This is a genomic window from Lientehia hominis (assembly GCF_021044755.1).
GTDB classification, from domain to species: Bacteria; Bacillota; Clostridia; order Lachnospirales; family Lachnospiraceae; genus Lientehia; species Lientehia hominis.
In genome coordinates, this window is the sequence record NZ_JAJNOR010000008.1 from 13,379 (window position 1) to 26,821 (window position 13,443).

Sequence of the window (13,443 nt, forward strand, 5' to 3'; positions counted from 1 at the left end):
GGCAAAAAGCATGGATAACAGGGCGGGAGCAGCAGCATATCGAATCAGTGCCGGATTTTAGAGCGGCACGCAAAGGAGAACGGATATTATAACTGCTATTTTTACCTGGACGATGGAATCAGTGGGACAACGTTCGACCGTCCTGATTTTCAGAAGATGATTGCCGACATGGAGGCGGGGCTTTTGAAAACCGTGATTGTCAAGGATATGTTCCGCTTCCGGCGCGATTATCTGAAGGTGGGAATGTATACAGAAATCCTGTTCCCGGACAAGGGCGTCCGGTGAACTTTAAGACCACCACGAAGTCCTATAAGTGCAAGAAAATCGTCTACAACGACGAGGACAGGCAGGTGGTGTTTGAGAACACCCACGAGAGGCCGCCGCCATGAATGGGGGAGTTTGGACCCCGGCGGACTCAAAGACAGGGGAGAACGGCGGTAAACAAAGGATTTTGGGCTTGACAATTAATTCCCGGAATTTTATAATGAGAGCAATATAATAAAGACTGTGATGGAGACAGTAAGACAGTAAGAAAGGTTCAGAGACCCGGCGGTGGTGTGAGTTCGGGACGAGTAAGGCTGTGTGAAAATCACTCCGGAGTTGCAGGCTGAATGATGAGAATCTTGTAGGCTATGCCGGTATCCACCGTTAGAGGGAGCGTATATAACCGTTTATAGGGCGGCGTATACAGAACGGGTGGTATTTGCGGAGACATCGGGCTTCGTCCTTTTCTGGACGGAGCCCTTTTTTGAATAATAGAAAAGCCTTCCGGATTTTTCTGTTATTCATAAAAGCACTCCGTGGCGGATCGCACCGAGGCGGAGTGGAAATAAGTGATCCGCCGCAGGCGGAAAATCCCGGGAACGGAATTCTTTATTCTATATTCAGGAGGTAGAAAACATGTATGACAAAGTATCTGCAAACCTCAATTTTGTAGAGCGTGAAAAAGAAACAGAAAAATTCTGGCAGGAAAATGATATTTTTGAAAAGAGCATTGACAACAGGAAGAAAGGCGAGACCTATACTTTTTATGACGGGCCTCCGACGGCCAACGGAAAACCTCATATCGGCCATGTGCTGACCAGGGTGATCAAGGATATGATCCCCCGCTACCGTACCATGAAAGGGTATATGGTCCCCAGGAAAGCCGGATGGGATACCCATGGCCTCCCTGTTGAGCTGGAAGTTGAAAAGATGCTGGGCCTGGACGGAAAAGAGCAGATCGAGCAGTATGGCCTGAAGCCGTTTATTGAGCACTGCAAGGAGAGCGTGTGGAAGTATAAAGGGATGTGGGAAGATTTCTCTTCCACAGTCGGTTTCTGGGCAGACATGGAGCATCCTTACGTCACCTATGACAATGATTTCATTGAGTCCGAGTGGTGGGCGTTAAAGAAGATCTGGGACAAAGGGCTGCTCTATAAAGGTTTTAAGATCGTGCCTTACTGTCCGCGATGCGGGACTCCCCTTTCCAGTCACGAAGTGGCTCAGGGATACAAGGACGTGAAGGAACGTTCCGCCATCGCCCGTTTTAAAGTGAAGGGTGAGGACGCCTATATCCTGGCATGGACAACGACGCCCTGGACGCTGCCGTCCAACGTTGCCCTCTGCGTGAATCCCAATGAGCAGTATGTAAAGGTAAAGGCGGCTGACGGATACGTTTACTATATGGCCGTCGCTCTTCTGGATACGGTCCTGGGCCGGCTGGCGGAGGAAGGACAAGCTGCTTATGAAATCCTGGAGACCTATTCAGGCAGGGATCTGGAATATAAAGAATATGAACCTTTGTTTGAATGTGCCGCGAAGGTGGCGGAAAAGCAGCGCAAAAAGGCTTTCTATGTCCTCTGCGATACTTATGTGACGCTGACGGACGGCACCGGCGTCGTCCATATCGCTCCGGCGTTTGGTGAAGACGACGCCCGGGTGGGCCGCAGATATGATCTGCCTTTTGTACAGCTGGTCGACGAAAAAGGGGATATGACGGAAGAGACTCCTTTTGCCGGCCTGTTCGTAAAAGATGCGGATCCTAAGGTGCTGCAGTGGCTGGATGAGAGGAAGCTTTTGTACGACGCTCCCAAATTTGAACACAGCTATCCCCACTGCTGGAGATGTGATACTCCTCTGATCTATTATGCCCGCGAATCCTGGTTCATCAAGATGACGGATGTAAAAGAGGATTTGATCCGGAACAACAATACCATCAATTGGATTCCGGAAAGCATCGGGAAAGGCCGTTTCGGTGACTGGCTGGAGAACATTCAGGACTGGGGGATCAGCCGGAACCGGTACTGGGGGACGCCGCTCAACATCTGGGAATGTGAATGTGGACACCAGCATTCCATCGGAAGCATAGAAGAGCTTCGGAACATGTCGCCCGACTGCCCGGATGATATAGAGCTTCACCGTCCTTTTATCGACGAAGTGACCATCACCTGTCCGGTCTGCGGAAAACAGATGCACCGGGTGCCGGAGGTGATTGACTGCTGGTTTGACTCCGGCTCCATGCCTTTTGCCCAGCACCATTATCCTTTTGAAAACGAAGAGCTGTTCCATCAGCAGTTCCCGGCCCAGTTCATTTCAGAGGCGGTTGACCAGACCAGAGGATGGTTTTATTCTCTGCTGGCGGTCTCGACTCTGATCTTCAACAAGGCGCCTTATGAAAACGTGATCGTATTGGGCCATGTCCAGGATGAGAATGGGCAGAAGATGAGCAAGTCCAAAGGGAACGCGGTGGATCCCTTTGACGCCCTGGAAACTTACGGGGCCGACGCCATCCGCTGGTATTTCTATGTCAACAGCGCGCCGTGGCTGCCCAACAGGTTCCACGGAAAGGCCGTCCAGGAAGGACAGAGAAAATTCATGGGTACTCTGTGGAACACCTATGCTTTCTTTGTGCTTTATGCAAATATCGACAATTTTGACGCCACGAAGTATTCTCTGGACTATGGAAAACTTTCCGTAATGGATAAATGGCTTCTGTCCAAGATGAATAGTATGGTAAAGGATGTAGACAATAATCTGGAGAACTACAAGATTCCCGAAGCCGCCAGGACGCTTCAGGAGTTTGTGGATGACATGAGCAACTGGTATGTAAGAAGGAGCCGCGAGCGTTTCTGGGCTAAGGGCATGCCGCAGGATAAGATCAACGCGTATATGACGCTCTATACGGCTCTGGTGACCGTGAGCAAGGCGGCGGCGCCTATGATTCCGTTCATGACAGAAGAGATTTACCGGAACCTGGTATGCAGCATTGACAAAAATGCGCCGGAGAGTGTCCATTTGTGCGATTTCCCTGCAGTATGTGAGGAACAGATCGACAAGGCTCTGGAAGAGAACATGGAGCATGTGCTGAAAGTGGTGGTCATGGGCCGCGCGTGCCGCAATACCGCCAATATCAAGAACAGGCAGCCCATCGGCAGGATGTTCGTGAAAGCGCCGTTTACACTGAGCAGCTACTATCGGGAGATTGTGGAGGATGAGCTGAATGTAAAAGAAGTGTCGTTTACGGAGGACGTCCGGGAGTTCACAACCTACACCTTCAAACCGCAGATGCGGACAGTCGGTCCGAAGTACGGAAAGCTGCTGGGACAGATCAAGCAGAGGCTTTCTGAGCTGGACGGCAGCGCCGCCATGGATGAACTGAACGCCAAAGGAGAGCTGGCCATGACAGTGGATGGGACCGCCGTTTCTCTGACGGCAGAGGATCTGCTCATTGATACGGCACAGAAAGAAGGATATGTAACAGAAGGGGATAAGGAGACGGCGGTGGTGCTGGATACAAATCTGACACCGGAGCTTGTGGAAGAAGGATTTGTCCGCGAGATCATAAGCAAGGTTCAGACCATGCGGAAGGAAGCCGGCTTTGAAGTTACCGACCATATCAATTTATATCAGGATGACAGCGACAAGATCGCTGAAATTCTCAAGAAGTATACGGACACGATCAAAAACGAGGTTCTGGCCGAGAAGATTTTTATCGGAAAGATAACAGGCTATGAAAAAGACTGGAATATCAACGGAGAAAATGTTATGCTAGGAGTGGAAAAAGCAACGGTATAATAAAAACCGTGCGCACCTCTGCCGGCGGAAGCCGTCAGGTGGGAGGGGCAAAAATCCGATAGGAGGAAAATATGTCCAGTTATCAGTTTAATAAAGAAGAATTCAAGCAGGAAGTGACCAGCAATGTGAAGAATCTGTTCCGGCGCACCATTGCGGAGGCAACGCCGAAGCAGGTGTTCCAGGCTGTAGCATATGCAGTGAAGGATGTTCTCATCGACGAGTGGATTGCCACTCATAAGGAATATGAGAAAGAAGACGCTAAGACTCTGTATTATATGTCCATGGAGTTCCTCATGGGCCGTGCCCTTGGAAATGATATCATCAATATCAAAGCGAGGGACGGTATCCGCGAGGCTCTTGACGAACTCGGCTTCGACTTGAATGTGATCGAAGACCAGGAGCGGGATTACGCGCTGGGGAACGGGGGCCTGGGACGTCTGGCCGCCTGCTTCCTGGATTCCCTTGCCACGCTGGGATATCCGGCCTATGGCTGCGGGATCCGCTATAAGTATGGGATGTTCAAGCAGGAGATCAAGGATGGTTACCAGATAGAAGCGCCCGATGACTGGCTGCGCGACGGCAACCCGTTTGAGGTGCGCCGTGATGAATATGCAGTCGAAGTGAAATTCGGCGGATATGTGCGGACGGAATGTGACCAGTACGGGCGCAATCATTTCATTCAGGAGAATTACCAGTCCGTGCGCGCCGTTCCTTATGACCTGCCTATCGTGGGCTATGGTAACAACGTGGTGAACACGCTGATGATCTGGGACGCGGAGCCCATCAATACATTTAATCTGGAATCCTTTGACAAGGGAGACTATCAGACCGCCGTGGAGCAGGAGAATCTGGCTAAGAACATCGTAGAGGTCCTGTACCCCAATGACAACCACTATGCGGGTAAGGAGCTTCGGTTAAAGCAGCAGTATTTCTTTATTTCCGCCAGCGTTCAGCGCGCAGTGAATAAATTCAAGGCAAAGCATGACGACATCCATAAGCTTCCGGAAAAGGTCGTATTCCAGATGAACGACACCCATCCGACGGTGGCTGTACCAGAGCTCATGAGGATCCTCCTGGATGAAGAAGGGCTTACCTGGGAGGAAGCGTGGGACATTACGACAAAGACCTGCGCTTATACCAATCATACGATCATGGCAGAAGCGCTGGAAAAATGGCCGCTGGAGCTGTTCTCCAGGCTGCTTCCCCGTATATATCAGATTGTGGAAGAGATTAACCGCCGGTTTGTGGAGCGGATCCGGCAGACCTATCCCGGAAATGAGGAAAAGGTGAGGAGCATGGCCATCATTTACGACGGACAGGTGAAGATGGCACATCTTGCCATCGCAGGAAGCTTTTCTGTCAACGGCGTGGCGCAGCTCCATACGGAGATTCTGAAGAGTAAGGTCCTGAAAGACTTTTATGAAATGGACCCCTGGAAGTTCAATAATAAGACCAATGGAATCACACAGCGGCGTTTCCTGCTTCACGGGAACGAACTGCTGGCGAATTGGGTGACAGATAAGATCGGAGATGAATGGATAACCGATCTGCCCCATATCAAAAAGCTGGCGCTCTATGCCGACGATGAGAAATGCCAGCAGGAGTTCATGAACATCAAATATCAGAATAAGCTTCGGCTTGCGCGGTATATCAAGGAAAATAACGGCATTGATGTGGACCCCCGCTCTATCTTCGACGTACAGGTAAAGAGGCTGCATGAGTATAAGAGACAGCTGCTGAACATCCTCCATGTGATGTACCTGTATAACCAGCTGAAAGATAATCCGGAGATGGATATGGTGCCCAGGACCTTTATATTCGGGGCAAAAGCCGCCGCAGGCTATAAGATCGCCAAACTGACCATCAAGCTGATTAATTCCGTGGCAGATGTGATAAACAACGATAAGTCGATCAAAGGCAAGATTAAAGTAGTGTTTATCGAGGATTACCGTGTGTCCAATGCGGAGTGGATTTTTGCGGCTGCCGATGTGAGCGAGCAGATCTCCACGGCCAGCAAGGAAGCCTCCGGCACCGGAAATATGAAATTTATGCTGAACGGCGCCCTGACTCTCGGCACCATGGACGGCGCCAATGTGGAAATCGTGGAAGAAGTTGGGAAGGAATATTCCTTTATTTTCGGCATGACCTCCGACGAAGTCATCGCTTATGAGACTAGAGGCGGCTACAATCCCATGGACATCTTCAACAATGACCAGGATATCCGCCGGGTGCTGATGCAGCTGATCAACGGCTATTATGCGCCGAACAATACGGAGCTGTTCCGCGATCTTTACAATTCACTCCTCAATACTCTGAGCACCAGCAAAGCGGATACGTATTTCAATCTGAAAGATTTCCGTTCCTATGCGGAAGCACAGAAAAGGGTGGATCAGGCTTACCGGGATGAGAAGTGGTGGGCGAAGGCTGCCATCATGAATGTGGCATGCTCCGGAAAATTCACATCTGACCGTACCATCCAGCAGTATGTGGATGAGATCTGGCATCTGGATAAGGTGACGGTGGACATGGACGAATGAGTAAAGAATCGGAAGAACCATGTAAAATACATGTAAAGCCGGTTGACAAAGCGAAGAGAAATATAGTATAAATGAATAAGGCGAAAGAGGCACGTCACCCAGTCACTGACGTGCCTTTTCCTTTGACAAGAATTGACCAGGAGCATTTTGACAAGAATTGACCAGGAGCATTTTGAAAGGTGGTGGATTTATGGATTCAGACGGCAGTTGCAGGCAAAGCATGATGAGGGAAGCCCATAGGTCCACCATGACGGATGCCTGATAAAAAACGGGCTTTTGTCTCATGTTTTGCGTATATCGGATGGAAAGAGCCGGAATGTCGTCCGGCGGAGAATACGCAGAAGGAGGCAGAGTATGACGGAAAAAGAAGTATGTGAACTGCTGGAAAGAAAGCAGTATAAAGTGATCAAAGAGTCCTTTGCGGACATAAATGAAGTGGATTTGGCGGAGCTTTTGGAAAGGCTGCCGGAGAAACAGATGATAATGGCTTTCCGCCTGATCGGAAAAGAAGAGGGGGCGGAGACATTCAGCCTGATGGAGCCGAAACAGCAGCAGATCCTGGTAGAGGCGCTGACTGAGCGGGAATTAAAAGCGGTGCTGGATGAAATGTTCCTGGACGATACGGCAGACCTCCTGGAGGAGATGCCGGCAAACGTGGTGGAACGGATCCTCGCCAATACGGATCTGGATACCAGGAGGCAGTTAAACCAGCTGCTCAGTTATCCGGAGGACAGCGTGGGCAGCATCATGACGGTGGAATACGTGGATCTGAAGCCGGAGATGACCGTCCGGGATTCCCTGGAAAAGATTCGCCGGGTAGGAATCGACAGTGAGACGATCTATACCTGCTATGTGATTCGGAACAAGAAGCTTTTGGGAATCGTGACGGCGAAAGCCCTCCTGATCTCAGATGAGAGAAAGACCGTAGAAGAGATCATGGAGTCCAATATCATCTCCATCAATACCCATGACGACCAGGAGGCCGCTGCGAAGCTGGTGCGGAAATATGGTCTTTTGGCTCTGCCTGTAGTGGATAAGGAAGGCTGCATGGTCGGCATCGTGACTGTTGATGATGCCATGGAGGTCATGCAGGATGAGACCACCGAGGATATCGCCCTGATGGCGGCCATCGCACCCAGTGAGGATTCCTATTTCGGGACTTCCGTGTTTCGGCACGCGAGGAACCGGATCGTATGGCTGCTGATTCTGATGCTGTCGGCCACGTTCACCGGCATAATCATCACAAAATATGAAAATGCGTTTGCGGCTATTCCGCTTCTGGTGTCGTTTATCCCGATGTTAATGGATACCAGCGGAAACTGTGGTTCCCAAAGCGCCACTTTGATCATCCGCGGCATGGCCATTGACGAAATACACCTGAAGGATGTGGCACGGGTGGTATGGAAGGAAATGAGGGTGGCAGTGCTGGTGAGTACGACGCTGGCGGTGGTGAACGGCATCCGGATTTTTGTAATGTACGGCGATGTGAGGATGGCGGTCCTGATCGGGCTGACCCTTGTGTGTACCATTACCCTGGCGGAACTCATAGGCTGTACGCTGCCTATGCTTGCCAAAAAGTGCAGGCTGGATCCGGCGATCATGGCCGCGCCGCTCATTACCACTTGCGTGGACGCGGCGGCAATACTGATCTATTTTTCCATTGCGACGAGTCTTTTTAAGCTTTAAAAGGATATGCGGAACAGACGGCGGCATCCTGTATTGGAAACAGGACGCCGCCGCCTGGGTCCCTGAGACGCGGAAAATGCCTGAAAAGGCCGAAAAACAAAGGAAAATCCTTGACGGAGCTATGGATTTATGATATAGTAAACAGGCGTATGGAAGCAAAAGGGCTTTTTTTTTTGGCCCTAATTACAAAAAACGATAACGGAGGTGGAAGTTATGCGTGTAAGGATTACATTGGCATGTACGGAATGCAAGCAGCGGAATTACAACATGACGAAGGATAAGAAAACGCATCCTGAGAGAATGGAAACCAAGAAGTATTGCAGATTCTGCAAAACGCACACAATGCATAAGGAAACCAAGTAATTGGTGCTTGCGGCAGGAAAGTGAGAATGGCATGGAAGAAAGCGCAAAGAAGAAAAAGAGCTTATTCAAGAATTTGAAGGCAGAGTTCAAAAAGATTATCTGGCCGGATAAGAAGTCTTTCACAAGACAGACCGTCGCGGTCGTGCTCACATCTGTGTTCCTGGGTGCAGTGATTGCATTGTTGGATTTGGTGATTAAATTCGGCATCAATTTCGTTATATAAGGATAAGGGTGATGATATGTCAGAAGCGAATTGGTATGTAGTCCATACTTATTCAGGTTATGAAAACAAGGTAAAAGTCGATATTGAAAAAACAATAGAAAACCGGAACCTGCATGACCAAATCCTGGAAGTAACCGTACCGATGCAGGATGTTGTAGAGGTTAAGAACGGCATGAGGAAACAGGTTCAGAAAAAGATGTTCCCCGGCTATGTCCTCATCAACATGGTTATGAATGACGATACATGGTATGTCGTAAGAAACACCAGAGGCGTGACAGGCTTTGTGGGACCGGGTTCCAAGCCGGTGCCGCTGACGGAAGAGGAGATGCGTCCTTTGGGCATCCAGAGCAGCGAAGTGATCGTAGACTTCGAGCTGGGAGATGCGGTGACAGTCATTTCCGGCGCCTGGGAAGGCACCGTCGGCAACATCAAGGGAATCAATCAGGGCAAGCAGAGTGTCACGATCAATGTGGATATGTTCGGCCGGGAGACCCCGGTGGAGCTGAATTTCACAGAAGTGAAAAAGATGTAACTAAAACGTCTGCCGGGAGAGCCTTGCAGCTGGCTGTTCGGAGGCAGCGCGTGGGAGGCGTTGAGCCGTTAATCAGGATGGAGGTTCCATCCACTACCACAATTGATTTAGGAGGTGCCTAAAATGGCAAAAAAAGTAGTTGGTTATATTAAATTACAGATTCCTGCTGGTAAGGCGACACCCGCACCGCCGGTTGGTCCCGCGCTGGGTCAGCACGGTGTGAACATCGTTCAGTTTACGAAGGAATTTAATGCTAGGACGGCAGACAAGGGAGATCTCATCATTCCCGTTGTCATCACCGTATATGCGGACAGAAGCTTCAGCTTCGTGACAAAGACGCCGCCGGCAGCCGTTCTTCTGAAGAAGGCATGCAACATTAAATCCGGATCCGGTGTTCCCAATAAGACCAAGGTCGCCAGCATTTCCAAGGCTAAGCTTCAGGAGATCGCTGAGATGAAGATGCCTGACCTGAACGCTGCATCCGTTGAGGCGGCCATGAGCATGATCGCCGGCACCGCACGCAGCATGGGAATCACTGTAGAAGACTGAGCAAAGGATTGTTCAGCAGTCAATCGTTTTAGATGTGGGAGGGATATTCCCGCAATTACCACTAGGAGGTTTATTTTATGAATAGAGGAAAGAAATACGCAGAAGCTGCTAAATTAATCGACCGTACGATCCAGTATGAGCCGGCAGACGCGGTTGCTCTTGTAAAGAAGACCGCAGTTGCCAAATTTGACGAGACCATTGAAGCCCACATCCGTACAGGCTGTGATGGACGTCATGCTGACCAGCAGATTCGAGGCGCCGTTGTGCTGCCCCACGGAACCGGCAAGACCGTTCGTGTCCTGGTATTCGCCAAGAATGCGAAAGCCGACGAGGCTCAGGCCGCAGGCGCAGATTTTGTAGGCGCTGAGGAACTGATTCCGAAGATCCAGAATGAAGGATGGCTGGATTTTGACGTGGTTGTCGCTACCCCGGACATGATGGGCGTGGTGGGCCGTTTGGGCCGTGTGCTCGGACCGAAAGGTCTGATGCCCAACCCTAAGGCGGGAACCGTGACCATGGATCTGGCAAAAGCCATCGCTGAAATCAAGGCTGGTAAGATTGAATACAGACTGGATAAGACCAATATTGTCCATGTACCGCTGGGCAAGGCTTCTTTTACAGAGGAGCAGTTGTCCGAAAACTTCCAGACGTTAATGAATGCAATTATAAAAGCAAAACCCAGCGCACTGAAGGGCCAGTATTTGAAGAGTGTGACTCTGACATCCACCATGGGCCCCGGTGTGAAGGTAAATCCCCTCAAATTCATGGGTTGATTCGATTTAGGATTCCTTCCGAAAATGATGGGAAAAAGGGATTGACACCTGAAATAATGTGTGTTAATTTATATGAGTACGGCTTTTGCCGTATATTCGCCGAAGACAGCAGGTACCCACGGGTGTAAGCACCGCGCCTGCCGAGGAAGATAAGATTGACAGTATGTGAATTCTTATGCCCCCTGTACGTCTTTGCGTACAGGGGTTTTTATTTCATAGGAAACAGGACTTCTTATCTCGCGTCTAGCAAACACGCAGACGGCGTGTTTAAACGGCGGCAAAATAAAATAAGGAGGAAGAAAGAATGGCAAAAGTGGAATTGAAACAGCCGGTTGTGGAAGAAATCTCCAATCTGCTGAAGGAAGCCAAATCTGCGGTCATCGTGGATTATCGCGGACTGACAGTTGAGCAGGATACAGAACTGCGTAAACAGTTGAGAGAAGCCGGCGTTAATTACAAGGTATATAAAAATACCATGATCAATTTTGCGATCCAGGGCACAGAATTTGAGCCTCTGAAAGCGAATCTGGAAGGCCCTACGGCTCTGGCTACATCCGCCACGGATGAAACTGCGCCTGCCCGCATCATGAACGAATTCAGTAAAAAGGCAGACAAGCTGCAGCTGAAAGCCGGTGTCGTGGAAGGAAGCTATTATGATGAAGCAGGCATAAAGCTGATCGCGACTATCCCCAGCAGAGAAGAGCTCCTGGGCAAGCTGCTTGGAAGCATGCAGTCTCCGATCGCGAACTTTGCTCGCGTAATCAGCCAGATTGCGGAGTCCAAGGCAGAATGATCATCACCAAGAAAAAACTATTTGTGAAAATAAAACTTTATGGAGGTAAATGAAATGGCAAAGTTAACTACTGCAGAATTTATTGATGCGATCAAAGAGTTAAGCGTATTAGAGTTAAATGATCTGGTAAAAGCTTGTGAAGAAGAGTTCGGTGTATCCGCGGCAGCAGGTGTTGTTGTGGCAGCGGGCGGTGCAGCAGGCGGCGCAGCTGAGGAAGAGAAGACTGAGTTCGACGTAGAGCTGACAGAGATCGGACCCAACAAGGTTAAGGTCATCAAGGTTGTACGTGAGGCTACTGGATTAGGTCTTAAAGAGGCTAAGGAAGTAGTAGACAGCGCTCCCAAGGTTGTAAAGGCTCAGGCCAGCAAAGAAGAGGCTGAAGAGATCAAGACCAAACTGGAAGCAGAGGGCGCAAAGGTTACTCTTAAATAATTCCATGCGAAGTGAAGGATCAAATATGATCAGGGCGGCATATCGAGAGGTATGCCGCCTTTTTGGCTTGCCAGGATCATGATTCACCGGCGGGAATCACGCTGCCCCGTATGATCAGCTCTCCGCTCACAAGAATCTTGGCGGGAGCCGTTCCCGGATTTTTCAGTTTATAGTGGAGCAGCTGGACTGCCTGGGCGCCCAGCTCTTTACATGGTACCCGAACGGATGTGAGAGGAGGGGCGCAGATGGCACTGAAAGAAATGTCGTCTATGCCCACGATGGAATAATCCTGAGGAAGCCGGCGGCCTTTGTCTTTAAGAGCGCGGCTGCATCCGAGTGCGATCATGTCGTTGTCCGCAAGAAGCGCCGCGGGAAGATCGGCGCCCTGGTCCAGCAGGCGGCTCATTTCCTGATATGCGCCCGCCATGGAGGGGGTGAGGGAATAGATGCGCTCTTCCGTTTGGGGAAGCCCCAGCCGGCTGACCGCATTCTGGTAGCCTTGAAAACGGGCGCTGAAGTTGCCGGTGTTCATGGAACTGTGGAGATAGCCGATGTCCCTGTGGCCGAGAGAAAAAAAGTAGTCCATTGCTTTTTCCACGATCTCCTCATTGTTCATTGTCACACAATTCAGAGAATACCCCGGAGCGGGAGTATCCACCAGGATAATAGGCACGGAAAGCTTTTCAAAAAACGGCAGGTCATGCGCTTCCAGTTCGGTGCCCAGGACGACAATGCCGTCCAATGGCTCAGAAGAGACCATGCGGTAGATTTCTTCTTTATTTTCCGGGCCGAAGGAAGTGATGACGAGGCGATAGCCCAGCTTCCTGCATTCTTCTTCCAGGGAATCGATTATGGAGGAAACGAAATTCCCATTTTCCTCTACGAGTATCGCGGAATTTTTATATTTCAAAAAACGAATGCTCTTCCGGACAGCAGAAGCTCCGTCTCGGAATCCACCGAAAACCTCTTCCTTCTTTTCAATTGAATATCCGTATTGTTCCAGCGCCGCAGATATCCTGGCTCTGGTCTCGGTGCTGACCCCTTTTCTGTGATTGATCACAATAGATACGGCTGCCGGGGAAACTCCCAGCTCCGCCGCGATATCCTTCAGCTTATGTTCTTTTCTCATATCTGTGCACTCTCCGATCCCATAAAATAAAATACTTTTTGAAATCATTTTAACTGCTTCTGATTAAGTCCCGGTTAGACACCGGCAAAAGCTTCTGACCGTCACGATTTCGGTTCGCTGGCGGTGCAGAGGCCGTTTTATCTCCGCTCCGGCAGTACCGCTCACATGTCGACAAGAAATCTTTATGATTTCCTGTCTCCTCTGATTTGAAAACGTACTGTTTCACTAAATATTATAACATAAATATTAGAAAAAGGAAACTAAAATTTAGAAAATACTAAATATTTAGAAACAAATACAAGAATGAATATGGAAAATGTGTATAAAGAAAAAAGAAATAAAGGATTATAATAATAAAATATGACGGAAA

11 protein-coding genes, 1 pseudogene and 1 other annotated feature are annotated in these 13,443 nt (G+C 49.7%); of the genes and pseudogenes, 11 read left to right on the forward strand and 1 reads right to left on the reverse strand.

Annotation, left to right across the window (positions count from 1 at the left end):
- Nucleotides 1-18: 18 nt before the first annotated feature.
- From LQE92_RS12185 to rplL, 11 genes and pseudogenes are all read left to right on the forward strand, one after another.
- Nucleotides 19-282 (forward strand): annotated as a pseudogene (locus tag LQE92_RS12185) (recombinase family protein); the annotation flags it as partial.
- Between the two features lie 618 nt (nt 283-900).
- Nucleotides 901-4,056: an isoleucine--tRNA ligase gene (gene ileS / locus LQE92_RS12190; protein WP_231063233.1), complete on the forward strand. Its 3,156-nt coding sequence runs from the start codon at nt 901-903 to the stop codon at nt 4,054-4,056.
- Between the two features lie 71 nt (nt 4,057-4,127).
- Nucleotides 4,128-6,593, forward strand: coding sequence for a glycogen/starch/alpha-glucan phosphorylase (locus LQE92_RS12195; protein ID WP_231063234.1), 2,466 nt, complete (start codon nt 4,128-4,130; stop codon nt 6,591-6,593).
- Nucleotides 6,594-6,947: 354 nt separating this feature from the next.
- Nucleotides 6,948-8,279: a magnesium transporter gene (gene mgtE, locus LQE92_RS12200; protein WP_231063235.1), complete on the forward strand. Its 1,332-nt coding sequence runs from the start codon at nt 6,948-6,950 to the stop codon at nt 8,277-8,279.
- Between the two features lie 213 nt (nt 8,280-8,492).
- Nucleotides 8,493-8,642: a 50S ribosomal protein L33 gene (rpmG, locus tag LQE92_RS12205; RefSeq protein ID WP_147595249.1), complete on the forward strand. Its 150-nt coding sequence runs from the start codon at nt 8,493-8,495 to the stop codon at nt 8,640-8,642.
- Nucleotides 8,643-8,673: 31 nt separating this feature from the next.
- Nucleotides 8,674-8,865, forward strand: coding sequence for a preprotein translocase subunit SecE (gene secE, locus LQE92_RS12210; RefSeq protein WP_147595248.1), 192 nt, complete (start codon nt 8,674-8,676; stop codon nt 8,863-8,865).
- Nucleotides 8,866-8,881: 16 nt separating this feature from the next.
- On the forward strand, nt 8,882-9,397 hold the full coding sequence (gene nusG / locus LQE92_RS12215; protein ID WP_231063236.1) for a transcription termination/antitermination protein NusG: 516 nt from the start codon (nt 8,882-8,884) through the stop codon (nt 9,395-9,397).
- Nucleotides 9,398-9,520: 123 nt separating this feature from the next.
- Entirely contained in the window at nt 9,521-9,946 is a 426-nt protein-coding gene (gene rplK, locus LQE92_RS12220; protein WP_147595246.1) for a 50S ribosomal protein L11, read from the forward strand.
- Nucleotides 9,947-10,023: 77 nt separating this feature from the next.
- Complete coding sequence (gene rplA, locus LQE92_RS12225) at nt 10,024-10,719, forward strand: 50S ribosomal protein L1 (RefSeq protein ID WP_231063237.1); 696 nt, start codon at nt 10,024-10,026, stop codon at nt 10,717-10,719.
- 81 nt (nt 10,720-10,800) lie between these two features.
- Nucleotides 10,801-10,939: a sequence feature (ribosomal protein L10 leader region), on the forward strand.
- Between the two features lie 84 nt (nt 10,940-11,023).
- A complete protein-coding gene (gene rplJ, locus LQE92_RS12230; RefSeq protein WP_231063238.1) occupies nt 11,024-11,512 on the forward strand; it encodes a 50S ribosomal protein L10 in 489 nt (162 codons plus the stop codon).
- Nucleotides 11,513-11,566: 54 nt separating this feature from the next.
- A complete protein-coding gene (gene rplL / locus LQE92_RS12235; protein ID WP_147595243.1) occupies nt 11,567-11,944 on the forward strand; it encodes a 50S ribosomal protein L7/L12 in 378 nt (125 codons plus the stop codon).
- Nucleotides 11,945-12,020: 76 nt separating this feature from the next.
- Here rplL and LQE92_RS12240 read toward each other — a convergent pair whose 3' ends face one another.
- Nucleotides 12,021-13,073 (reverse strand): LacI family DNA-binding transcriptional regulator, encoded by a 1,053-nt coding sequence (locus LQE92_RS12240; RefSeq protein WP_231063239.1) that lies wholly within the window; start codon nt 13,071-13,073, stop codon nt 12,021-12,023.
- Nucleotides 13,074-13,443 lie beyond the last annotated feature (370 nt).